We start from the raw sequence: 23,831 nt of genomic DNA on the forward strand, positions 1-23,831 counted from the left end.
CGCTAAGATCGTCGGTACGTCCGGGTGTTCGCCCCTCGGGCAGGCTTCAGGGACCAAGCCGGGTCCGCTCGCCCTCTCGTGCCCACCGGCCACCGGCCGTGCAGCATCACGACGACTCCCAGCCCTTCCGACGCATCCAGGACAGCCCATGACCTCCAGCCCGCTCGCTCCCGCATGGCTCGCCTTCCCGGCCGACGCCAACGAGCTGCCCGCGCCCATCTGGTCGCGCCAGGCCGTGCGCGAGACCTCGGGCGTGCTCTCGATCGGCGGCGTCCCTGCCCCCGAGCTCGCCGCCCGCTTCGGCACCCCGCTCTACGTGGTCGACGAGGCGGATGCGCGGGGTCGCGCCCGCGAGATCCGCACAGCCTTCGAGACCGAGGCCGCCCGCGTCGGCACGAGCGCCAAGGTCTACTACGCCGGGAAGGCCTTCCTCAGCATCGAGGTGGCGCGCTGGGTGGCGGAGGAGGGGCTCGCCATCGACACCTGCTCGGGCGGCGAGCTCGCGGTGGCGCTGGCCGCCGGAGTCGACCCGGCCCGCATCGGGCTGCACGGCAACAACAAGTCACCCGCCGAGATCGACCGGGCCGTCGCCGCGGGCGTCGGCGTGCTCGTGATCGACAGCGCCGTGGAGATCGGCCGCATCGCCGAGGCCGCCGCGCGTCACGGCCGGGTGCAGCCGGTGCGCCTGCGGGTGAACAGCGGCGTGCACGCGCACACCCATGACTTCCTCGCGACCGCCCATGAGGACCAGAAGTTCGGCGTGCGCCTCGATCAGGCGGCGGAGTTCGCGGCGGCCATCCGCGCCGAACCGGGCCTCGATTTCCTCGGCCTGCACTGCCACATCGGCTCGCAGATCTTCGGCTCCGAGGGCTTCGCCGAGTCGGCCGCGCGCCTGCTCGAGGCGCACGCGGGCCTCCTCGCGGGCGGCCCCGTGCCCGAGCTGAACCTCGGCGGCGGCTTCGGCATCGCCTACACCGTGGCCGACGACCCCACGCCCATCGCCGAGCTCGCCGCCGCGATCGTCGACTCGGTGGCGGGGGAGTGCGCCCGCCTCGGCATCCCGATCCCGGCGCTCGCCTTCGAACCCGGCCGATCCGTCATCGGCACCGCCGGCACCACCCTCTACGAGGTCGGCACCGTCAAGCCGGTGCTCGTCACGGTGCCCGAGGAGCCCGGCGACGGCGGCTCCGGCGCCACCGAGCTCGTGCGCACCTACGTGAGCGTCGACGGCGGCATGAGCGACAACGCCCGCCCGGCCCTCTACGGGGCCGACTACTCGGTGCGGCTCGCGAGCCGCGCCTCCGCGGCCGAGCCCGTGCTGGTGCGGCTCGCCGGCAAGCACTGCGAGAGCGGCGACATCGTGGTGTACGCCGACTACCTGCCCGGTGACGTCGAGCCCGGCGACCTCGTCGCGGTGCCCGCCACCGGCGCCTACTGTTGGTCGCTCTCGAGCAACTACAACTACCTCGGCCGCCCCGCCGTCGTCGCCGTGCGCGACGGCGAGGCGCACCTGCTCGTGCGCCGCGAGACCGAGAACGACCTCCTCGCCCGCGACGCCGCCTACCCGGGAGCCTCTCGATGATCGAATACCGCAACCTCCGCATCGCCCTCCTCGGCGCCGGCTCCGTCGGCTCCCAGGTGGCGCGCCTGCTGCTCGAGCAGGGCGACGAGCTCGCCTCGCGCGTGGGCGCCGGGCTCGAGCTCATCGGCATCGCCGTGCGCGACGTGGATGCTCCGCGCGACACCGACATCCCGCGGCACCTCTTCACCACCGACGCCCACACGCTCATCCGCTCGGCCGACATCGTGATCGAGCTGATGGGCGGCATCGAGCCGGCCCGGGAGCTGATCCTGCTCGCCATCAACTCGGGCGCGGACGTCGTGACGGGCAACAAGGCGCTTCTGGCCACCCACGGGCCCGAGCTGTTCGACGCCGCGGAGCAGGTGGGGGCGCAGCTCTACTACGAGGCCGCGGCCGGCGGCGCGATCCCCATCATCCGCCCGCTCCGCGACAGCCTCGCCGGCGACCGGGTGCGCCGTGTTATGGGCATCGTGAACGGCACGACGAATTTCATCCTCGACCGCATGGACGTCGAGGGCGACACCTTCGAGAACGCCCTGGCCATCGCGACCGCGCTCGGGTACGCCGAGGCCGACCCCACCGCCGACGTCGAGGGCTACGACGCGGCGCAGAAGGCCGCCATCCTCGCGAGCCTCGCCTTCCACACCGCCGTGCCGGTCGAGGCGGTGCACCGCGAGGGCATCACCTCCGTCACCGCCGCCCAGGTGGAGTCGGCGCAGAAGGCCGGCTACGTGGTGAAGCTGCTCGCGATCTGCGAGCGGCTGACGGATGCGCAGAGCGGTATCGAGGGAATCTCGGTGCGCGTGCATCCGGCGCTGATCAGCCGGCGGCATCCGCTCGCCGCCGTTCACGACGCGAAGAACGCGGTGTTCGTGCAGGCCGAGGCCGCGGGCGACCTGATGTTCTACGGCGCCGGCGCCGGCGGCCTCGAGACGGCCTCGGCCGTGCTCGGCGACCTCGTGTCGGCGGCCCGGCGGCACGTCGCCGGCGGCCCCGGGGTGGGGGAGTCCACCCACGCGAACCTGCCGGTGCTCGACATCGGCGCGGTGAGCACGCGGTACCAGATCACCCTCACGGTCACCGACAAGCCGGGTGTGCTCGCGCAGATCGCCGGTCTGTTCAGTGAGCACGGCGTCTCGGTGGAGGCGCTCCAGCAGACCGTCTCCTCCGCCGACCCCGCGCGGTCGGCCGGGGAACCGCTCACCGCTACCCTTGTCATTGTCACGCACGAAGCCAGCGACGCCGCCCTGTCGGCGACGGTGGCGGCTGTTTCGCAGAACGACGCCGTCGTTGCGGTCGAATCAGTCCTACGAGTTGAAGGAGACACGCCCTAGTGGCCGACAGCACCGAACGCATCCCCTCCCGCCAGTGGAAAGGGGTGCTGCGCGAATACGCCGACCGTCTCGACATCACCGACGCGACGCCGGTGATCACCCTCGGTGAGGGCGGCACCCCGCTCATCCCGGCGCCGGCGCTCTCCGCGCGCACGGGCGCGAAGGTGTTCGTCAAGTACGAGGGCATGAACCCCACGGGCTCCTTCAAGGACCGCGGCATGACGATGGCCATCTCCAAGGCCGTCGAGCACGGCGCGAAGGCCGTCATCTGCGCCTCCACCGGCAACACCTCGGCCTCGGCCGCCGCCTACGCCACGCACGCCGGCATCACCGCCGCCGTGCTCGTGCCCGAGGGCAAGATCGCGATGGGCAAGCTCAGCCAGGCCATCGCGCACAACGCGCAGCTGATCCAGGTGCAGGGCAACTTCGACGACTGTCTCGACCTCGCCCGCGAGCTCTCGGCGAACTACCCGGTGCACCTGGTCAACTCGGTGAACCCGGATCGCATCAACGGCCAGAAGACCGCCGCCTACGAGGTGGTCGAGGTGCTGCAGGACGCCCCCGACTTCCACATCCTCCCCGTCGGCAACGCGGGCAACTACACCGCGTACTCGCGCGGCTACACCGAAGAGCTCGAGCGCGGCGCCACCACGAAGCTGCCCCGGATGTTCGGCTTCCAGGCCGCCGGCTCGGCGCCGATCGTGCTGGGTCACGTCGTGACCCACCCCGAGACCATCGCGAGCGCCATCCGCATCGGCAACCCCGCCTCGTGGGAGCTCGCTCTCGCCGCGCGGGAGGCGACCGACGGGTACTTCGGCGCGATCGACGACGAGCACATCCTGGAGGCGTACCGCATCCTCGCCGCCGAGGTCGGCATCTTCGTGGAGCCCGCCTCGGCCATCTCGGTCGCCGGCCTGCTGGAGCGCTCCGCCGCCGGCGCCATCCCGAACGGTGCCACCGTGGTGCTCACCGTCACCGGTCACGGCCTGAAAGACCCGCAGTGGGCCCTCCGCACGGCCGACGGCGCCGACATCACCCCCACGGTGGTGCCGGTCGACGCCGCCGAGATCGCCGGGGTGCTCGGGCTCGCGAAGGCTGCTTCGTGACGCTCGCCGGCCGCTCGGTCACCGTTCGGGTGCCCGCGACCACGGCGAACCTCGGCCCCGGCTTCGACACCCTCGGTCTCGCCCTGGCGCTCTACGACGAACTCACCGTCACGGTGCGCGACGAGCCCGGCGCCTTCGTGGAGGTGCACGGCGTCGGCGCCGGCGAGGTGCCGACCGATGAGACGAACCTCGTGGTGCGCGCCATCGCGCACACCTTCGCCCACTACGGGCAGGAGCTGCCGGGCCTGCACCTCGAGGCCCACAACGTCATCCCGCACGGCCGTGGTCTCGGTTCTTCGGGCGCGGCCATCGTCTCGGGCATCATGGCGGCCAAGGGCCTGCTGGCGGATGCGGTGGAGATCGACCCGCTCGGCCTCCTCGCCCTCGCCACCGAGCTCGAGGGCCACCCCGACAACGTGGCGCCCGCGCTCTTCGGCGGGCTCACCATCGCCTGGGTCACGCCCGAGGGACCGCAGTTCAAGAAGCTCATCGTGCACCGGGGCGTCTCGCCGCTCGTGCTCGTTCCGCAGGAGACCATGTCGACGGCGCTGGCGCGGAGCCTCCAGCCGGAATCGGTGCCCCACGCGGATGCGATCTTCAACGTCTCGCGCTCGACCCTGCTGATCGCGGCGCTGATCCAGAGCCCCGAGCTGCTGCTCGCGGCCACCGAGGACAAGCTGCACCAGAGCTACCGCGCGAGCGCCATGCCCGAGACCGACCGGCTCATCCAGGCGCTGCGCGCCGAGGGCTTCCCGGCCGTCGTCTCGGGGGCCGGCCCCAGCATCCTGGTGCTCTGCAGCGACCCCGGGCAGCGTCAGGCGGCCGCCGATCTCGTGGCCGCCGCCGCCGCGACACCCTGGCAGGCCCTGGTTCTGGCCGTCGACTTCAAAGGTGCTACAGTGGTGCTGCACCCGGACGAAGTCAAGTAGACCTCAGGTTCCCAAGGCCTCTAGGTTCTAGAGCCTCTGCTTCGAATCCCGTCCCGGCCGCATTTCCTCCAACTCATTCCTGCCGCGTGCAGAGACGTATCGGCCCTTGCGAGAAGTCCAGTGTGAACCCTCACAGTGTGATCGACCGCATCCCGCTTGCGTACCCTTGCGCGGACAGTTCTCTGCCTGGCTTTTCGTAGCCGACAGGGGAAGGACACCATCTCCGTGACAAACGTCAACATCAGCGCCGAGCTCTCGACCTTGAAGGTCTCCGAGCTCCAGGCCATCGCCGCCCAGCTCGGCATGGCCGGCGCTTCCAAGCTCCGCAAGGGCGAACTGGTCGAGGCCATCCGCCTCGCTCAGGCCGGAGCCGAGCTCCCCGCAGCCGTGAGCACCGACACGCTCCTCGACCTCGAGCCGGCACCGGAAGCGACCCCGGAAGCCTCGGCGCCGAGTGCTCCCGAAGCCGCGGCAGCACCGGTCGCCGCCGAGGTCCCGGTCGCCGCGAGCGGCCCGATCATCCCCGACGAGCTCCTGCTCGCCGCTCCGGCCGCGCACAGCGCCCCCAAGGAGCAGATCGTCATCGAGCTGCCCGAGGGCCCCGTGTCGCCCAAGCGCCGCTCGCGCCGGGTCACCTCGGCCGACGGCGGCTTCGCCATCGAGCGTCCGGTCGCCGGCCGTGCGGCCGAGCGCGACTCCACCGACCGCAACGTCAACGACCGCAACGCCACCGACCGCGTCGCCACCGACCGCGTCGCTGCCGGTGGGCACGTGAACGCCGGCCTCACCGCCGACGAACTGCTGCCGGTCGACGCTCCCGTTGCCGCCGACGAGACCGTCGAGGGCGCCGCCACCGAACAGGGCGAGGGCCAGCAGAGCGAGCCCGGCGAGCGCGCCGAGGGCCGCCAGGGCCGCAACCGCAACCGCCGGAGCCGCAACGGCAACGCGAACGCGAACGCCGCCGCCGGCGACAACGCCGCCGAGCAGCCCGAGCGTGCCCAGAACCAGCGCGGCAACGGCAACCAGGGCAACGGCCAGAACAACGGCAACCAGAACAACGGCAACGGCAACCAGAACAACGGCGGCCAGAGCCCCCAGAACAACGGCAACCAGAACGCCGACCGCCCCGCCCAGAGCGAGCGCGACAGCCAGCGTGCGGATGCGCAGCAGGGCAACCGTCAGAACCAGCGCGGCCAGGTCGAGCAGGCCGACGACGACCGCAACGAGCGGGGTGCCCGCAGCCGCTACCGCGACCGCAAGCGCCGCGGCCAGACCGGCGGCGACGAGATCGAGCCCGAGATCAGCGAGGACGACGTGCTCATCCCCGTCGCCGGCATCCTCGACATCCTCGACAACTACGCCTTCGTGCGCACGAGCGGCTACCTGCCCGGCAACAGCGACGTCTACGTCTCGCTCGGCCAGGTCAAGAAGTACAACCTGCGCAAGGGCGACGCTGTCGTCGGCTCGATCCGCCAGCCCCGCGAGGGCGACCAGGCCGGCCGTCAGAAGTACAACGCCATCGTGCGCATCGAGTCGATCAACGGCCTGCCCGTCGAAGAGGCGCAGAACCGCGTCGAGTTCGGCAAGCTCACGCCGCTCTACCCCCAGGAGCGCCTGCGCCTGGAGACCGAGCCCGGCAAGCTGACGCAGCGCATCATCGACCTGGTCGCCCCGATCGGCAAGGGCCAGCGCGGCCTCATCGTCGCGCCGCCCAAGGCCGGCAAGACCATCGTGCTGCAGCAGATCGCCAACGCGATCTCGACGAACAACCCCGAGGTGCACCTCATGGTCGTTCTGGTCGACGAGCGGCCCGAAGAGGTCACCGACATGCAGCGCACCGTCAAGGGCGAGGTCATCGCCTCGACCTTCGACCGCCCGGCCGAAGACCACACCACGGTCGCCGAGCTCGCCATCGAGCGCGCCAAGCGCCTCGTGGAGCTCGGTCACGACGTGGTCGTGCTGCTCGACTCGATCACCCGCCTCGGCCGCGCCTACAACCTGGCGTCGCCGGCCTCGGGCCGCATCCTCTCCGGTGGTGTCGACGCCTCGGCGCTCTACCCGCCGAAGCGCTTCTTCGGAGCCGCCCGCAACATCGAGAACGGCGGATCGCTCACGATCCTCGCCACCGCCCTGGTGGAGACCGGCTCGAAGATGGACGAGGTGATCTTCGAGGAGTTCAAGGGCACCGGCAACTCCGAGCTGCGCCTCTCGCGTCAGCTCGCGGACAAGCGCATCTTCCCGGCGGTCGACGTCAACGCGTCGAGCACCCGCCGCGAAGAACTGCTGATGGGCGCGGACGAGACCAAGATCACCTGGAAGCTGCGTCGCGCCCTCGCCGGCGTCGACCAGCAGCAGGCGCTCGAGATCGTTCTCGGCCGCCTCAAGGAGACCTCCTCGAACGTGGAGTTCCTCATGCAGGTGCAGAAGTCGATGCCGACTCCGGTGAACGGCAACGGTCACAACGGTCACGCGAACGGACACGCGGCCCACAAGGGCGAGTGATGTTCGAGTCCGTCGCCGCCCTGCAGGCCGAGCACGATGACCTGCAGCGGCAGCTCTCCGATCCGGCGCTGCACAGCGACCCCGCGCGCTCGAAGCGGGTCAACCGGCGCTACGCCGAGTTGAGCCGCATCGTCGCCGCCCACGACGCCTGGCAGCAGAACGTCGACGACCTCGCGGCCGCCCGCGAACTGGCCGCCGACGACGAGTCGTTCGCCGAGGAGGTGCCCGCCCTCGAGGCGAGCCTGGCCGAGGCCGAGGAGAAGCTGCGGCGGCTCCTCATCCCGCGCGACCCGGATGACGCCCGCGACGTGATCATGGAGATCAAGGCCGGCGAGGGTGGTGCGGAGAGCATGCTCTTCGTGGCCGACCTGCTGCGCATGTACCTCCATTACGCCGAGTCGAAGGGCTGGAAGACCGAGCTCCTCGAGCGCACCGACAGCGACCTGGGCGGCTACAAAGACGTGCAGGTCGCGGTCAAGGGCAACTCCACCGATCCGGCGCAGGGCGTCTGGGCGCACCTCAAGTACGAGGGTGGTGTGCACCGCGTGCAGCGCGTGCCGGCCACCGAGTCGCAGGGGCGCATCCACACCTCCGCGGCGGGCGTGCTGGTGTTCCCCGAGGTCGACGAGCCCGAAGAGGTCGAGATCAACCCCAACGACCTCAAGATCGACGTGTTCCGCTCCTCGGGCCCCGGCGGCCAGTCGGTGAACACCACCGACTCCGCGGTGCGCATCACCCACCTGCCCACCGGGATCGTGGTGTCGATGCAGAACGAGAAGAGCCAGCTGCAGAACCGCGAGGCGGGCATGCGCGTGCTGCGCGCCCGCATCCTGGCGAAGCAGCAGGAGGAGCTCGACGCCGAGGCCAGCGCCGCGCGCAAGAGTCAGATCCGCACGGTCGACCGCTCCGAGCGCATCCGCACCTACAACTTCCCCGAGAACCGCATCGCCGACCATCGCACCGGGTACAAGGCCTACGACCTCGACCGGGTGATGGACGGCGCGCTCGAACCGATCATCCAGTCGGCCATCACAGCCGACGAGGAGAGCCGCCTCGCCGCCGTGGGAACCGACTCCTAGAGCCAATGAGCACCGAGACCATGGACCGGCCCGTGACCGTGCGCTCGCTCTACGAGCGCTCGGTCGGCATCCTCGCCGCCAGCGGCATCCTCGACCCGCAGGCCGACGCCGAGCTGCTCATCGGGCACGTGCTCGGCGCCTCGCGCGGCCGCGTGCAGTCGCTCGCGGTCACGGATGCGCCGATCGGCCCGGAGGAGACCCTCGCCATCGTCGAGGCCGTCGAGCGGCGTGCCGCGCGCGAGCCGCTGCAGCACATCACCGGGGTGGCATGGTTCCGCTCGCTCGAGCTCGCCGTGGGCCCCGGGGTCTTCGTACCGCGGCCCGAGACGGAGTTCGTGGCGCAGCTCGCGATCGACGCCCTGCGGGCCGTGGTGCCGGCACCGGATGCCGCCCCGCGCGCCGTCGACCTCGGCACCGGCAGCGGGGCCATCGCCCTGTCCCTCGCCACCGAGGTGCCGTACGCCGAGGTGACCGCGGTCGAGAACTCCACGGCCGCCTTCATCTGGGCGAAGCAGAACTTCCGCACCGTGGGGGCCGACAACGTCCGCCTGGTGTTCGTCGACCTGGCCGACGCCCTGCCCGAGCTCGACGGCACCGTCGACGTCGTGGTGTCGAACCCGCCCTACATCCCGCTCGGCGCCATCCCGCGCGACCCCGAGGTGCGCCTGCACGACCCGGAGCACGCCCTCTACGGCGGCGAGGACGGCCTCGACGTCGTGCGCCACGTCTCCACCACCGCGCGCCGCCTCCTCCGCCCCGGCGGCTCCCTCATCATCGAGCACGGCGACCTCCAGGGGCCGGAGATCCGGGAGCTCCTGACCGCCGACGGCTGGCACGCTGTCGCCACCCACCGGGATCTCACCCTGCGCGATCGGGCAACCACGGCGCTGTGCTAGCTGCCGTGGGCGCCGGGCTTCGCTCGGCGTCCACGGGCGTCGCCGGTCCTTGCCCGGCCACACGCTCACCTTGGGTCATCGAGTACGGCCCGAGACTTTCACACCCGTTCCCACGTCGTGCGCAATCCGAAGCCGCAGGCGAGGGGCGGGGATATTCGCTCCCCGCCGCCTTTGAGCTCCGCTCAACCCCTAGGCGGGGAGCGAATATCCCCGCCCCTCGCCGACCCCACTACGATCGAACAGCACCCCACCCCAGCCCCAGGAGGCACCCCATGGAACCCATCTCATTCACCTTCGGCATAGTCGGCCTCGTCATCTTCATCATCACCGTCGTCTCGATCGTCCGGAACCCCAACCACGGCGGCGTCGGCAAGTTCGTCTGGATCCTGGTGGCGTTCTTCCTCTCGATCCTCGGTTCGATCCTCTGGCTGATCTTCGGGCGGGGCCGAGTCAACCGCTGACCCCGGCCGGCGTGGCGGCGCACACCGACGTTCGCGGCGTCCCGAGCCCGCGCGCCATCCCGGCTATCATGGTGGGCGAGATGGCTGCCACTTACGACTGCTCTGCGCCGACGGAGCTTCTCACCGGAATGCGGCTCGCGCGGGCAGCACTCGCACGCGGCGAGCTCGTCGTGCTCCCCACCGACACCGTCTACGGGGTGGCGGCCGACGCCTTCGATCCGAAGGCCGTGCAGCGCCTGCTCGACGCGAAGGGCCGCACCCGGCAGTCGCCGCCGCCCGTGCTCATCCCCGGGCTGCCGACCCTCGACGCCCTCGCGACCGACATCCCCGAGATCGTGCGCGCCCTGGTTGCGGAGTTCTGGCCCGGCGGCCTGACCGTCATCCTGCAGGCGACGCCCTCGCTCGCCTGGGACCTCGGCGAGACCGGCGGCACCGTGGCGCTCCGGATGCCCGACGACCCGATCGCGCTCGAACTCCTGGCCGAGACCGGCCCGCTCGCGGTCTCGAGCGCCAACCTCACCGGGCAGCCGGCCGCCACCACGGCGGCCGAGGCGCTCGGGATGCTCGGTGACAGCATCAGCGTGTACCTCGACGGGGGAGCGCGGCCCGAGGCGACCGCCTCCACCATCGTCGACGCCACCGCCCCCGACGGCACGCTCGTGATCGTGCGTCACGGCGCGGTGCCCGCCGAGCGCATCCGCGAGATCGCCGGCGATCTCCTGCGCCCGGATTCCGGCGCCTGAGTCATGCGGTTCTACCTCCTCGTCGCCGCCGTCTCCGCCGTCGTCACCTTCGTGCTGGCGTTCGTGATCTACAAGCTCAGCAACCGCTACCGCCTGTACCCGAAGATCCGCGAGCGCGACGTGCACACCCGGCCGACTCCTCGGCTCGGCGGCATCGCGATGTTCCTGGGCGTGGTGATCGCGATCGCGATCGCCTCGCAGATCAGCTGGTTCCGGCTGGTGTTCGCGGAACCCGGCAAGGTCTGGGCCATCCTGGGCGCCGCCCTCATCATCGTGCTGATCGGCGTGGCCGACGACATCTGGGATCTCGACTGGCTCACCAAGCTCGCCGGCCAGATCATCGCCGCCTTCCTCCTCGCCTGGCAGGGCGTGCAGATCGTGTCCTTGCCGATCGGCGGCCTCACCATCGGGTCGAGCGGCATGTCGCTCGTGATCACCATCCTCACGGTGGTGCTCGTGATGAACGCCATCAACTTCATCGACGGGCTCGACGGCCTGGTGGCCGGGGTGGCACTCATCGCCAACGGCGTGTTCTTCCTCTACAGCTACCTGCTCGCGCAGGACACCTCGCCCACCGACTACTTCAACCTCGCCTCGCTCGTCACGGCCGTGCTGATCGGCGCCTGCGCGGGCTTCCTGCCGCTGAACTTCCACCCCGCCAAGCTGTTCATGGGCGACGCTGGGTCGATGCTGGTGGGCCTCTTGATGGCCACCAGCGCCATCGCCGTGACCGGGCAGATCGACCCGGCCCAGCTCGGCCGCTCGCAGCTGTTCCCGGCGTTCCTGCCCATCCTCTTGCCGTTCGCCATCCTGGTCATCCCGCTGCTCGACTTCGGTCTCGCGATCTTCCGCCGGCTCCGCGCCGGCAAGAGTCCGTTCAGCGCCGACCGCAAGCACCTGCACCACCGTCTGCTCGACATGGGGCACACCCACCTGCAGGCCGTGCTGATCTTCTACGCCTGGACCGCCGTCATCTCGGTCGGCTGCCTGCTGCTGTTCGTGCTGCAGCCGTACTGGCTGGCGTTCCCGTTCCTCGGGGTGGGCATCATCGTCTGCGCCGCCGTGACCCTCGCCCCCCTCAGCCGCGCCAAGAGGCGCGAGATCGAGGCCCAGTCAGCGGATGCGGGTACCCTCGAAGCCGAAGACCTCGCCGCCGACGACCCGCTGGATGCGGCCGCCGACGAAATCAAGGAGCCCTAGAACGTGACCGACCCCCTGCTGCGCGGGAACTACCCGACCCCGTCCTCGAACCCGGTCTTCTCCAAGATCCTCCGCTTCGACGCCCTGCTCGCCATCGCCATCGCCGTGATCGGGGGAGTGATCGGCTATCTCGCGGTCGGCTGGCCCGGCGCCGTGAGCGCCTTCGTCGGCGCCGCCATGGTGCTCGTGTTCGTGGGCGTGACCGCGGCGAGCATCCTGATCGCCAACCGCTACACCGCCTCGCCGATCTACACGACGCTGTTCTTCGTGGTGGTGCTGGGCTCGTGGATGGTGAAATTCATCCTCTTCATCGTGCTCGTCATCCTGCTTCGCGGTCAGCCGTGGCTGAACGACATGGCGCTGTTCCTCAGCATCGTGGTGGGCGTGGTGGGGAGCCTCGCGGTCGACGTCGTGGTCATCGCCCGCAATCGGATGCCGTACGCCTCCGATGTGCGCCTTCCGCACGACGAGTGAGCGCTCCCCGATTAGTCAGGATGCCCTCACTCTTGATAGTGTTCTCCTGATCGTTCCGTTGTCCGACAGTGTGTTTACCGCGCTGAGCTGCTACAGCCCGAGACAACAAAACCCCCACCCGTTCGTCGTCGCGAGAACCGTAGAAGGTTTCACGCCCCGAAACAGGAGATAGCGCTGATAGCTAACGCTGTGAACCTGCTAGCCCTCGTGGCTGCCACCGATGACGGCGGCTTCCACGGGCCGTCTATCGATGAGTTCTTTCCCCCAGCCATCTTCCTCGCCGGTACGCCGTTCGAGATCAACCGCATCATCCTCATCCGCTTCCTGGTGGTCATCGCGATCGTTCTGATCTTCTGGCTGGGCACGAGGCGCATGAAGGTGGTCCCCGGCCGCTTCCAGAGCGTCGTGGAGATGGGCCTCGACTTCGCGCGGGTCAACATTGCTGAAGACCTGCTCGGCAAGAAGGACGGTCGTCGTTTCCTCCCGCTGATCACCACGATCCTGATTCTGGTGTTCTCGTTCAACATCACGGGAGTCATCCCGTTCCTGAACATCTCGGGCAACGCCACCATCGGCATGCCGCTCGTGCTCGCCATCGTGGCCTGGATCGCGTTCATCTACGCCGGCCTCCGCAAGCACCCGGGTGCGTTCTTCAAGAACGCGCTGTTCCCGCCGGGTGTGCCGTGGCCGCTCTACATCATCGTGACCCCGATCGAGTTGGTCTCCACCTTCATCCTGCGGCCCATCACGCTGACGCTCCGACTCCTGATGAACATGATCGTGGGTCACCTGCTCCTCGTGCTGTTCTTCTCTGCGACGTCGTTCTTCCTGTTCACCGCGACGCAGACCAGCATCTTCTACGGTCTGTTCGGTGTCGGCACCATCGCCTTCGGCTTCGTCTTCACGCTGTTCGAGATCCTGGTCGCCGTGCTTCAGGCCTACGTCTTCGCTCTCCTCACAACGGTCTACATCCAGCTCGCGCTGGCTGACGAACACTAACGGTTCAGGCGCCCGCCTGGTCCACCATCACGAAAGGGAACAACAATGGCAGACACCGCCATCCTCGCCGAGATCTCCGGTAGCATCGCGACCGTCGGATACGGCCTCGCCGCCATCGGCCCGGCCATCGGCGTCGGCATCGTCGTCGGCAAGACGATCGAGGGCGTCGCCCGTCAGCCCGAGCTGGCCGGCCGCCTCCAGGTGCTGATGTACATCGGTATCGCGTTCACCGAAGCGCTCGCGTTCATCGGTATCGCGACCGGCTTCATCTTCGGTTTCTAAATCCTCTTTCACTCTTAGGAAGGAGGCGCCATGCTTCAGACCACCCTCGTCGCAGCAGCGGAGGCGCAGAACCCTCTGCTCCCGCAGCCCTACGACATCATCTGGTCGGCCGTGTGTTTCGTCGTGATCCTCTTCTTCTTCTGGCGGCTCGTTCTGCCGCGCATGAAGACGCTGCTCGACCAGCGATCGGCGGCCATCGAAGGCAACATGGAGAAGGCCGACGAAGCGCAGCGCGAAGCGGAGGCCGCTCTCGAGCAGTACACCGCTCAGCTCGCCGAAGCGCGCTCCGAAGCGGCGAAGATCCGCGAGCAGGCTCGCGTCGACGCCCAGCGCATCGGCACCGAGATCACGGCGCAGGCCCACACCGATGCGGACCGCGCCAAGGCGAACGCCCAGGTCGCAATCGAAGCCGAGCGCCAAGCGGCGCTCGTCTCGTTGCGCTCCGAAGTGGGAAGCCTCGCGATCGACCTCGCCTCGGGCGTCATCGGGGAGTCGCTCTCCGACGACAAGAAGGCCACGGCGCTCGTCGACCGTTTCCTCGCCGACCTGGAGGCCGCTGACACCGCGGCGTCCGACACCTCGGGAAAGAAGTAGCCGATGGGTAGCGCGACCAGAGTAGCCCTGGTGGAGGCGAGGGACCGCCTGGCGGCCCTCGGCTCCCAGGTGGATCTGGCCACGGGAGAAGAGCTCTTCGCCGCTGGTCGGATCATCGGAGATTCGTCGCACCTGCTGAGCGCACTCTCCGACCACGGAGCGGCGGCAGCGGCGAAGGTCGCTCTCGTCAAGCGCTTGTTCAGCGACGGCTATGCCGCGACCACGGTGGAGGTGCTCTCGGGCATCGTCTCCGGTCGCTGGTCGAGCCACGGCGATCTCCTCGCCGGCATCGAGGAGATCGGCATCCGTGCCATCGCCTCCTCGGCGCCCGCCTCCGCGGCGATCGACGCCGAGCTCTTCGAGTTCGGCCGGGCGGTCACGAGTGACGCCGAGCTCGAGCTCGCACTCGGGTCGAAGCTCGGCTCCACCGATCAGAAGCGCGCACTCGTCGAGCGTCTGCTCGGCGGGCGCGCCTCCGCTCCCACGGTGGCGATCGCGCGCCAGCTGGTCACCCAGCCGCGCGGCCGCCGCATCGGTGAGCTGATCCGCTACGCCTCGATGATCGTGGCCGACCAGTCGGGTTCGGCGGTGGCCACGGTCACCGCTGCGGCCCCGCTCGCCGCCGCCCAGCTGGCACGGCTCGAGACCACGCTGACGAAGCAGTACGGCCGGCCGGTCAGGCTCAACCAGATCGTCGACGCCTCGGTGATCGGCGGCGTGCGCATCCAGCTCGGTGACGACGTCATCGACGGCAGCGTGGCGACGCGCATCAATGATTTGAGACTTCAGCTCGCCGGTTGATCGGCGCGCACAGGAACGCACTGGGGAACATCCCCATCAGAAAAGGGAAAACGATGGCTGAACTTACGATCCGCCCCGATGAGATCCGCGATGCCCTCAAGGACTTCGTCGCGGCCTACGACCCGAGCAAGGCTGCGACCACCGAGGTCGGCTACGTGATCGACGCCGCCGACGGCATCGCACACGTCGAGGGCCTCCCCGGTGTGATGGCGAACGAGCTGATCCGCTTCGCGGACGGCACGCTGGGTCTCGCGCAGAACCTCGACGAAGACGAGATCGGCGTCGTGGTGCTCGGCGAGTTCACCGGCATCGAAGAGGGCCAGGAAGTCACCCGCACCGGCGAGGTGCTCTCGGTTCCGGTCGGCGACGCCTACCTCGGCCGGGTGGTCGACCCGCTCGGCAACCCGATCGACGGCCTCGGCGAGATCGTCTCCGAGGGCCGCCGCGAGCTCGAGCTGCAGGCTCCGGGCGTCATGGCGCGCAAGTCGGTGCACGAGCCCATGCAGACCGGCATCAAGGCGATCGACGCCATGATCCCGATCGGCCGCGGCCAGCGCCAGCTCATCATCGGCGACCGCCAGACCGGTAAGACGGCCATCGCGATCGACACGATCATCAACCAGAAGGCCAACTGGGAGTCGGGCGACGAGAACAAGCAGGTTCGCTGCATCTACGTCGCCATCGGCCAGAAGGGCTCCACCATCGCCTCCGTCAAGGGTGCGCTGGAAGACGCCGGAGCGATGGAGTACACCACCATCGTGGCGTCGCCCGCCTCCGACCCGGCCGGCTTCAAGTACCTCGCCCCTTACACCGGCTCGGCCATCGGCCAGCACTGGATGTACGGCGGCAAGCACGTCCTCATCATCTTCGACGACCTGTCGAAGCAGGCCGAGGCCTACCGCGCCGTGTCGCTGCTGCTGCGCCGCCCGCCGGGACGCGAGGCGTACCCCGGCGACGTGTTCTACTTGCACTCGCGTCTGCTCGAGCGTTGCGCCAAGCTCTCCGACGAGCTGGGCGCCGGCTCGATGACCGGTCTGCCGATCATCGAGACCAAGGCGAACGACGTCTCGGCGTACATCCCCACCAACGTGATCTCGATCACCGACGGTCAGATCTTCCTCCAGTCCGACCTCTTCAACGCCAACCAGCGTCCGGCGGTCGACGTGGGCATCTCGGTCTCGCGAGTCGGTGGTGACGCGCAGGTCAAGTCGATCAAGAAGGTCTCCGGCACGCTCAAGCTCGAGCTCGCCCAGTACCGCTCGCTCGAGGCCTTCGCGATGTTCGCGTCCGACCTGGATGCCGCATCCCGTCGCCAGCTCGCTCGCGGTGCCCGCCTCACCGAGCTGCTCAAGCAGCCGCAGTACTCGCCGTTCCCGGTCGAGAAGCAGGTCGTCTCGATCTGGGCCGGAACCGGTGGCAAGCTCGACGAGGTGCCGGTGGAGGACATCCTCCGCTTCGAGGGCGAGTTCCACGACTTCCTCGACCGCAACACCACGGTGCTCACCGAGCTCCGCGACACCAACGTGCTCAGCGACGGCATCGTCGAGGCGCTCGAGAAGGCGGTCGTGGACTTCAAGCTCGAGTTCCAGACCGGTGAGGGCAAGCCCCTCGCCTCGGTCGGCAGCGAGAAGTTCGAGGCCGCGAGCCCCGACGAGGTCGGCCAGGAGAAGATCGTGAAAGGTCGCCGGTAGCATATGGGCGCCCAGCTCAGGGTCTACCGGTCGAAGATCAAGTCGGCCCAGACGACCAAGAAGATCACGAGGGCGATGGAGCTGATCTCGGCTTCGCGCATTCAGAAGGCCCAGCAGCGGGTCGCTGAGTCGACGCCGTACTCGCGAGCCATCACGCGTGCGGTCTCGGCCGTGGCCACGCATTCGAACGTCGAGCACCCGCTCACGGTCGAGCGCGAGAAGCTCGACACGGCGGCCGTGGTCATCTTCACCTCCGACCGTGGTCTCGCCGGTGCGTTCTCGTCGTCGGTGCTGAAGGAGGCCGAGAGCCTGGCCGCGCTGCTGCGCAGCCAGGGCAAGTCGGTCGTCTACTTCCTCGTCGGCCGCAAGGCGAACGCCTACTTCAGCTTCCGCAAGCGTGACAGCGAGAAGGTCTGGACCGGCGGCACCGACCAGCCGGTGTTCGAGACGGCGAAGGAGATCGCGGATGCCGTGGTCACCGCCTACAACCTCGACGACGCCGAGGGCGGGGTCGACGAGATCCACCTGGTCTACAACCGCTTCGTGAGCATGGTGTCCCAGGTTCCCGAGATCGTGCGCCTGCTGCCCCTCGAGGTCGTCGAAGGGGAGGCCACGGATTCCACCGAGGTCTACCCGCTCTACGAGTTCGAGCCGGATGCCGAGACCGTCCTCGACGCGCTGCTCCCGATCTACGTCGAGAGCCGCATCTGGAACGCGATGCTGCAGTCGGCCGCGGCCGAGCACGCTGCTCGCCAGAAGGCGATGAAATCGGCCAGCGACAACGCCGACAACCTGATCCGTGACTACACCCGCCTGGCGAACAACGCTCGCCAGAGCGAGATCACGCAGCAGATTTCCGAAATCGTGGGTGGGGCCGACGCACTGGCCCCCGCCAAGAAGTAACCGAAGAGAAGAGAAAGCACATGACTGACACTGCTACCGCGCCAGTCCAGGCGGAGGAGACGCCCGGCGGCGTCGGCCGTATTGCGCGCGTCACGGGCCCGGTGGTCGACATCGAGTTCCCCCACGACTCGATCCCCGAGGTCTACAACGCGCTGAAGACCACGATCTCCATCGCGGGCGAGTCGCACGAGATCACGCTCGAGGTCGCGCAGCACCTCGGCGACGACCTCGTTCGCGCCATCGCGCTGAACCCCACCGACGGCCTCGTGCGCGGCCAGGAGGTGCGCGACACCGGTGCCGCCATCTCGGTGCCCGTCGGCGACGTCACCAAGGGCAAGGTCTTCAACGTCATCGGCGAGGTGCTGAACGCCAAGCCCGGAGAGAAGATCGAGATCACCGAGCGCTGGCCGATCCACCGCCGCCCGCCGGCGTTCGACCAGCTCGAGTCGAAGACCAACCTCTTCGAGACCGGCATCAAGTCGATCGACCTCCTCACCCCCTACGTGCAGGGTGGAAAGATCGGACTCTTCGGTGGAGCGGGCGTCGGCAAGACCGTGCTCATCCAGGAGATGATCCAGCGCGTGGCGCAGGACCACGGTGGTGTTTCGGTGTTCGCCGGTGTCGGTGAGCGCACCCGTGAGGGTAACGACCTCATCGGCGAGATGGAGGAGGCGGGCGTCTTCGACAAGACCGCCCTCGTCTTCGGCCAGATGGACGAGCCGCCGGGAACCCGTCTCCGCGTGGCCCTCTCGGCTCTGACCATGGCGGAGTACTTCCGCGACGTGCAGAACCAGGACGTGCTGCTCTTCATCGACAACATCTTCCGCTTCACCCAGGCCGGTTCCGAGGTGTCGACCCTTCTCGGTCGCATGCCTTCGGCGGTGGGTTACCAGCCGAACCTCGCCGACGAGATGGGTGTGCTCCAGGAGCGCATCACCTCGACCCGCGGTCACTCGATCACCTCGCTGCAGGCGATCTACGTGCCCGCCGACGACTACACCGACCCGGCGCCGGCGACCACCTTCGCGCACCTCGACGCCACCACGGAGCTCTCCCGTGCGATCGCGTCGAAGGGTCTGTACCCCGCGATCGACCCGCTCACCTCGACCAGCCGCATCATGGACCCCCGCTACTTGGGCGAGGACCACTACCGCGTCGCCACGAACGTGAAGCAGATCCTGCAGAAGAACAAGGAGCTGCAGGAGATCATCGCGATCCTCGGTGTCGACGAGCTCTCCGAAGAGGACAAGGTGACCGTGTCGCGGGCGCGCCGCATCGAGCAGTTCCTCTCGCAGAACACCTACATGGCGAAGAAGTTCACCGGTGTCGAGGGTTCGACGGTTCCGCTGAAGGACACGATCGAGTCGTTCGACGCGATCACCAAGGGCGAGTTCGACCACGTGGCCGAGCAGGCGTTCTTCAACGTCGGCCCGATCACCGACGTCGAAGAGAAGTGGGCTCAGATCCAGAAGGAGAACGGCTAGTCATGGCTTCCCCTCTCAACGTGAGCGTCGTGTCGGCGAACCAGCAGATCTGGGCCGGCGAGGCCTCGATGGTCGTCGCCAAGACGGTCGAGGGCGAGATCGGCATCCTGGCCGGTCACGAGCCGATGCTCGCGATCCTCGCCGCCGGTGAGGTGCGCGTCAACACCACGAGCGGTGAGCGACTCGTCGCCCGCGCCGACGACGGCTTCCTCTCGGTCGAGAACGACACCGTCACCATCGTGGCGCGTGACGCGGAGTTGATCTCCTAGGTCGAATTCTGGCCTAGTTCGAATCCTCGCCGCCGCATCCGTTCTGCTCGCAGACGGATGCGGCGGCTTTTCGTTTTCACGACGGCCGTCGGACGACGGTGGCCGGAAAGGGGCGACGGCGACACCGTGCTCATTCTTCTGCCTCCCTCGGAGACGAAGCGCGACGGGGGAGCGGGCGGCCCGCTCGACTACGCGGCGCTGTCGCATCCTGCGCTCACGAAGCACCGGCGTGCTCTCGTGCGGCGGGTGAGTCACCTGGCGAGGCGGCCGGAGGAGATGATGACCCGGCTGAAGCTGGGACAGAAGCTCGCCTTCGAGGTGGAACGCAACCGGATGCTCGCGAAGGCCCCCACGATGCCGGCAATGGACCGGTACACGGGCGTGCTCTACGAAGCCCTGGATGCTCCGAGCCTGCCCCCGGAGGCCCGCGCCTTCGCGGCGCAGCACGTGCGCATTCACTCGGCTCTTCTCGGCCTGCTCGGCGCAGAAGACGCGATCCCGGCGTATCGGCTGTCGCACGACTCGCGGCTCGAGGGCGAGACGCTCAGGGCGGGCTGGAGACGCGCGGTGGCGAAGGAGCTCGAGGCGCACCGACACGAACTCGTGCTCGATCTGCGCTCGGAGGGGTACGCAGCGCTCGGCCCGCTGCCTGCCGACCACGGATACTTCGTGCGCGTCGTCACCACGGGCCCCGACGGCTCCGTGCGCGCGCTCAACCACTTCAACAAGAAGGGCAAGGGCGAGTTCGTGCGTGCCCTCGCCCTGCACGGCGAGGACTTCGTCGATGTCGACGCCCTCGTCGCCTGGGGGAGCGCATCCGGTCATCCGCTGTCGCTCGACCCCTCGGGGGAGCTCCTGCTCGAGGTCTGAGCCGCCGGCTCGCGCGATCGCGACCGCGCCCACGACCGTGGCTCAGGAGTGGCCGATGCTCTCGTGGTCGAGCAGCCACGCCTTGGTGACCGCGCCTTCGCCCCAGCTCCACCCGGTGACCCGCCCCTGCGCCGAGAGTACGCGGTGGCAGCCGACGAGGAGGGGCGTGGGATTGGAGGCGATGGCGCCGCCCACCGCCCGCCCGGATCCGGTCTTGCCCACGGCGGACGCGATGGCGCCGTAGGTGGTGACCTCACCCCAGCGGATCGCGGCGAGCCGCTGCCACACGGACACCTGGAAGGGCGTGCCCCGGTGCCGGAGAGGCACCGAGAAGGATTTGCGGTAGCCGCAGAAGTAGTCGAGCAGCTGGGCCACGGCCTCGTCGGCCACCGAGTTGGAGTCGTAGGCGAGCCCGTCGTGGGGGAGCACGCCGTTGCGCTCGATGGCGACACTGGTGACCGCCTCGCCGTCGCTGGTGACCTCGATGCGCCCGATGGGCGTCGTGGCCCGCTGGAGATACGGCGACGCCGATCGCAGTTGAGTGAGTGTGTCCATGGCACGACGCTAAGCAGCCGCAGCCGCGGCGCATCCGGTCGGCGGGCGATCTGTGGAGAAACGCGTGTCCGCATCGCCTTGTGGAGAACCGGGCGCCGTACGCACCGGGAGACGGCATCGCCGGGCGGGCTGGCTAAACTCGAGTCGTGCCTACTCGCTTGTCGAACTACTTCCTCCGTACTCTCCGCGAAGACCCCTCGGACGCCGAGGTGGCCAGCCACCGCCTGCTCGTGCGCGCCGGCTACATCCGCCGTCAGGCGCCGGGCATCTTCGCCTGGCTGCCGCTGGGACTGCGGGTGAAGGCGAAGATCGAGGCCGTCATCCGCGAGGAGATGGCGAACGCGGGCGCCTTCGAGGTGCACTTCCCCGCCCTGCTGCCGAAGGAGCCCTACGAGGTCACCGGCCGCTACTCCGAGTACGGTCCCGGGATGTTCCGGCTCTCCGACCGCAAAGACGCGGGCTACGTGCTCGCGCCGACGCACGAAGAGGTGTTCACGCTCCTCGTGAAGGACCTCTACAACAGCTACAAGGACCTGCCGCTGTCGATCTACCAGATCCAGGACAAGTACCGCGACGAGGCGCGCCCCCGTGCGGGCCTGCTGCGCGGCCGCGAGTTCACGATGAAGGACGCCTACTCCTTCGACTACACGGATGCCGGGCTCGACGCCTCCTACCAAGCCCAGCGCGACGCCTACGAGCGGATCTTCTCGCGGCTCGGCCTAGAGTACGTGATCGTGAAGGCCGACGCGGGCGCCATGGGCGGCTCGAAGAGCGAGGAGTTCCTGCATCCCACCCCCGTGGGCGAAGACACCTTCGTGCGTTCGGCCGGCGGCTACGCGGCGAACGTCGAGGCCTTCACCACCCTCGTACCCGAGGCGATCCCCTTCGACGGGCTCCCCGCGGCCGAGGTGCACGACACCCCCGACACCCCGACGATCCAGACCCTGGTGGACGCGGCGAACGCCGACCACCCCCGGGAGGACGGCCGTCCCTGGACGGCCGGCGACACCCTGAAGAACGTCGTGCTCGCCCTTACCCACCTCGACGGCTCGCGCGAGCTCGTGGTGGTGGGGCTTCCCGGCGACCGCGAGGTCGACCTGAAGCGCGCCGAGGTGGCGTTCGCGCCCGCCGAGATCGAGCCGGCCACCGAGGCCGATTTCGCGAAGCACCCGGGCCTCGTGAAGGGCTACATCGGCCCCTGGTCGCGCGGCGGCGCCGTGCTCGGCGAGGACTCGAGCACGGGCATCCGCTTCGTCGTCGACCCCCGCGTGGTCGACGGCACCTCGTGGATCACGGGAGCCAACGTTCCCGGTGAGCACGTGTTCGGTCTCGTGGCCGGGCGCGACTTCACCGCCGACGGCACGATCGAGGTCGCCGAGGTGCAGCCCGGTGATCCGGCGCCCGACGGCTCGGGGCCGGTGGAGCTCGCCCGCGGCATGGAGATCGGCCACGTCTTCCAGCTCGGCCGCAAGTACGCCGAGGCGCTGGGCCTCAAGGTGCTCGACGAGAACGGCAAGCTCGTGACCGTGACGATGGGCTCATACGGCATCGGCGTGACCCGCATCCTGGCGATCATCGCCGAGCTCAACAACGACGCGAAGGGCCTCATCTGGCCGCCCGCGGTGGCGCCCTTCGACGTGCACGTGATCGCCACCGGGAAGGACGCCGAGATCTACGAGGCGGCCGAGACCGTGGTGGCCGAGCTGGAGGCGAAAGGCCTCGACGTGCTCTTCGACGACCGCCCCAAGGTCTCGCCCGGCGTGAAGTTCGGCGATGCCGAGCTGATCGGGGTTCCGCGCATCGTGATCGTGGGCCGCGGAGTGGCCGACGGGGTCGTCGAGCTGTGGGATCGCGCAAGCGGAGAGCGAACGCAGCTCGCTCTGGATGCCGTCGGCGCCAGCTTCGGGTAGTCTTTTCGTTTGACCGCCGGAGCATCCGGCGTCACAGATCTGAACAGAGGAGGCCGGAAGTGGACATCGACCTCAGCGTCTTACGTCTCCTGGAACGCGAACGAGAGATCCCCTTCGAGGAACTCGTGGAGATCATCGAGCAGGCCATCCTGACGGCGTACCTCAAGCACACCGACCGCCCCGCGACCGCCGAGGACGGCACGCCCTCGGCGCGCGTGCACCTCGACCGCAAGTCGGGGCACATCAGCGTCTTCGTGCCGGAGTACGACGAGGACGGCGTTCTCATCGGCGAGGCCGAGGAGAACCCGAGCGATTTCGGGCGCATCGCGGCCTTCGCGGCCAAGCAGGTCATCAACCAGCGGCTGCGCGACATCGGCGACGACAAGGTGCTCGGCGAGTTCAAGGGCCGGGAGGGTGACATCGTGGCCGGCGTCATCCAGCAGGGCCCGAACCCCAAGATGATCCACGTCGATCTCGGCACCATCGAGGCGATCATGCCGCCCGAGGAGCAGGTTCCGGGCGAAGAGTACACGCACGGCTCGCGCATCCGCGTCTACGTGACGAGCGTGGCGAAGGGGGCGAAGGGGCCGCAGATCACCGTGTCGCGCACCCACCCCTCGCTGGTGCGCAAGCTGTTCGCGCTCGAGGTGCCGGAGATCGCCTCCGGTGTCGTGGAGATCGTGTCGCTCGCCCGCGAGGCGGGTCATCGCACCAAGATCGCCGTGCGGGCCACCGAGCCCGGCGTGAACGCGAAGGGCGCCTGCATCGGCGAGCTCGGCCAGCGCGTGCGCGCCGTCACCGCCGAACTCGGCAACGAGAAGATCGACATCGTCGACTACTCGGCCGATCTGCCGACCTTCGTGGCCAACGCCCTCTCGCCGGCCAAGGTGTCGAGCGCCTTCGTGATCGACGAGTCGCTCAAGGCCGTGCGGGCCCTCGTGCCCGACTACCAGCTCTCGCTCGCGATCGGCAAGGAGGGGCAGAACGCCCGTCTGGCCGCCAAGCTCACGGGCGCGAAGATCGACATCCAGCCCGACAGCATTCTGGATGGGGATTGATCGGGCCGGATGGCGGTTTTCGCGCCGGGCTGGGAACGCATCGCGGTCACGGCTCGGGACAACTCGAATGCGGCTCAGCCTCAAACGTCCGTGTTAGACGGGCGCCCAG

General features: G+C 69.0%; 23 protein-coding genes. 22 read left to right on the forward strand and 1 reads right to left on the reverse strand.

All coding sequences use genetic code 11. The features are described from left to right. Nucleotides 1–148: 148 nt before the first annotated feature. From lysA to VD659_RS13030, 20 genes are all read left to right on the forward strand, one after another. Nucleotides 149–1,582 carry a diaminopimelate decarboxylase gene (lysA, locus tag VD659_RS12935; RefSeq protein WP_423261481.1) on the forward strand — a complete coding sequence of 478 codons (1,434 nt, stop codon included), beginning with the start codon at nt 149–151 and terminating at the stop codon, nt 1,580–1,582. Continuing rightward, complete coding sequence (locus VD659_RS12940; protein ID WP_423261482.1) at nt 1,579–2,916, forward strand: homoserine dehydrogenase; 1,338 nt, start codon at nt 1,579–1,581, stop codon at nt 2,914–2,916. Before lysA ends, VD659_RS12940 begins: the two co-directional genes overlap by 4 nt. Further along, nucleotides 2,916–4,022, forward strand: coding sequence for a threonine synthase (gene thrC, locus VD659_RS12945; RefSeq protein ID WP_423261483.1), 1,107 nt, complete (start codon nt 2,916–2,918; stop codon nt 4,020–4,022). Before VD659_RS12940 ends, thrC begins: the two co-directional genes overlap by 1 nt. Continuing rightward, nucleotides 4,019–4,951 carry a homoserine kinase gene (gene thrB / locus VD659_RS12950; RefSeq protein ID WP_423261484.1) on the forward strand — a complete coding sequence of 311 codons (933 nt, stop codon included), beginning with the start codon at nt 4,019–4,021 and terminating at the stop codon, nt 4,949–4,951. Before thrC ends, thrB begins: the two co-directional genes overlap by 4 nt. Nucleotides 4,952–5,176: 225 nt before the next feature. Next, nucleotides 5,177–7,453 (forward strand): transcription termination factor Rho, encoded by a 2,277-nt coding sequence (gene rho / locus VD659_RS12955; RefSeq protein WP_423261486.1) that lies wholly within the window; start codon nt 5,177–5,179, stop codon nt 7,451–7,453. Beyond that, nucleotides 7,453–8,532, forward strand: a complete 1,080-nt coding sequence (gene prfA, locus VD659_RS12960; RefSeq protein WP_137836865.1) for a peptide chain release factor 1 — start codon at nt 7,453–7,455, stop codon at nt 8,530–8,532. The genes rho and prfA overlap by 1 nt, the downstream gene beginning before the upstream one ends. Nucleotides 8,533–8,552: 20 nt before the next feature. Continuing rightward, a complete protein-coding gene (gene prmC / locus VD659_RS12965) occupies nt 8,553–9,428 on the forward strand; it encodes a peptide chain release factor N(5)-glutamine methyltransferase (RefSeq protein WP_423261714.1) in 876 nt (291 codons plus the stop codon). Nucleotides 9,429–9,700: 272 nt separating this feature from the next. Continuing rightward, on the forward strand, nt 9,701–9,889 hold the full coding sequence (locus tag VD659_RS12970) for a PLDc N-terminal domain-containing protein (protein WP_423261488.1): 189 nt from the start codon (nt 9,701–9,703) through the stop codon (nt 9,887–9,889). An 80-nt stretch (nt 9,890–9,969) separates the two neighbouring features. Next, the gene (locus VD659_RS12975) at nt 9,970–10,632 is read left to right on the forward strand and encodes an L-threonylcarbamoyladenylate synthase (RefSeq protein ID WP_423261490.1); all 663 of its coding nucleotides are present in this window, start codon (nt 9,970–9,972) and stop codon (nt 10,630–10,632) included. Between the two features lie 3 nt (nt 10,633–10,635). Continuing rightward, the gene (locus VD659_RS12980) at nt 10,636–11,832 is read left to right on the forward strand and encodes an MraY family glycosyltransferase (protein ID WP_137836862.1); all 1,197 of its coding nucleotides are present in this window, start codon (nt 10,636–10,638) and stop codon (nt 11,830–11,832) included. 3 nt (nt 11,833–11,835) lie between these two features. Beyond that, nucleotides 11,836–12,306, forward strand: coding sequence for a hypothetical protein (locus VD659_RS12985; protein WP_423261492.1), 471 nt, complete (start codon nt 11,836–11,838; stop codon nt 12,304–12,306). A gap of 189 nt (nt 12,307–12,495) precedes the next feature. Then, nucleotides 12,496–13,305 (forward strand): F0F1 ATP synthase subunit A, encoded by an 810-nt coding sequence (gene atpB, locus VD659_RS12990; RefSeq protein WP_137836860.1) that lies wholly within the window; start codon nt 12,496–12,498, stop codon nt 13,303–13,305. A gap of 45 nt (nt 13,306–13,350) precedes the next feature. Beyond that, the gene (gene atpE / locus VD659_RS12995; RefSeq protein WP_137836859.1) at nt 13,351–13,587 is read left to right on the forward strand and encodes an ATP synthase F0 subunit C; all 237 of its coding nucleotides are present in this window, start codon (nt 13,351–13,353) and stop codon (nt 13,585–13,587) included. Between the two features lie 30 nt (nt 13,588–13,617). After that, on the forward strand, nt 13,618–14,181 hold the full coding sequence (locus VD659_RS13000) for a F0F1 ATP synthase subunit B (RefSeq protein WP_137836858.1): 564 nt from the start codon (nt 13,618–13,620) through the stop codon (nt 14,179–14,181). A 3-nt stretch (nt 14,182–14,184) separates the two neighbouring features. Next, complete coding sequence (locus VD659_RS13005; RefSeq protein WP_137836857.1) at nt 14,185–14,982, forward strand: F0F1 ATP synthase subunit delta; 798 nt, start codon at nt 14,185–14,187, stop codon at nt 14,980–14,982. Nucleotides 14,983–15,035: 53 nt separating this feature from the next. Beyond that, on the forward strand, nt 15,036–16,673 hold the full coding sequence (gene atpA, locus VD659_RS13010; RefSeq protein WP_423261494.1) for a F0F1 ATP synthase subunit alpha: 1,638 nt from the start codon (nt 15,036–15,038) through the stop codon (nt 16,671–16,673). A 3-nt stretch (nt 16,674–16,676) separates the two neighbouring features. Continuing rightward, nucleotides 16,677–17,576 (forward strand): F0F1 ATP synthase subunit gamma, encoded by a 900-nt coding sequence (locus VD659_RS13015; RefSeq protein WP_423261495.1) that lies wholly within the window; start codon nt 16,677–16,679, stop codon nt 17,574–17,576. 20 nt (nt 17,577–17,596) lie between these two features. Beyond that, nucleotides 17,597–19,060, forward strand: coding sequence for a F0F1 ATP synthase subunit beta (atpD, locus tag VD659_RS13020; RefSeq protein WP_137836854.1), 1,464 nt, complete (start codon nt 17,597–17,599; stop codon nt 19,058–19,060). Between the two features lie 2 nt (nt 19,061–19,062). After that, nucleotides 19,063–19,329, forward strand: coding sequence for a F0F1 ATP synthase subunit epsilon (locus VD659_RS13025; protein ID WP_423261496.1), 267 nt, complete (start codon nt 19,063–19,065; stop codon nt 19,327–19,329). A gap of 126 nt (nt 19,330–19,455) precedes the next feature. After that, nucleotides 19,456–20,199, forward strand: a complete 744-nt coding sequence (locus VD659_RS13030; RefSeq protein WP_423261497.1) for a YaaA family protein — start codon at nt 19,456–19,458, stop codon at nt 20,197–20,199. Nucleotides 20,200–20,241: 42 nt separating this feature from the next. On the opposite strand, the gene VD659_RS13035 is transcribed toward VD659_RS13030, so the two are convergent. Continuing rightward, complete coding sequence (locus tag VD659_RS13035) at nt 20,242–20,754, reverse strand: methylated-DNA--[protein]-cysteine S-methyltransferase (protein WP_423261498.1); 513 nt, start codon at nt 20,752–20,754, stop codon at nt 20,242–20,244. Between the two features lie 146 nt (nt 20,755–20,900). Here VD659_RS13035 and VD659_RS13040 point away from each other — a divergent pair, with 146 nt between their 5' ends. After that, nucleotides 20,901–22,664, forward strand: coding sequence for a proline--tRNA ligase (locus VD659_RS13040; RefSeq protein ID WP_423261500.1), 1,764 nt, complete (start codon nt 20,901–20,903; stop codon nt 22,662–22,664). A 59-nt stretch (nt 22,665–22,723) separates the two neighbouring features. Beyond that, on the forward strand, nt 22,724–23,722 hold the full coding sequence (nusA, locus tag VD659_RS13045) for a transcription termination factor NusA (RefSeq protein WP_137836851.1): 999 nt from the start codon (nt 22,724–22,726) through the stop codon (nt 23,720–23,722). The last annotated feature ends 109 nt before the right edge of the window (nt 23,723–23,831 follow it).

Source organism: Herbiconiux sp. 11R-BC, assembly GCF_049472555.1.
Lineage (GTDB): Bacteria > Actinomycetota > Actinomycetes > Actinomycetales > Microbacteriaceae > Herbiconiux.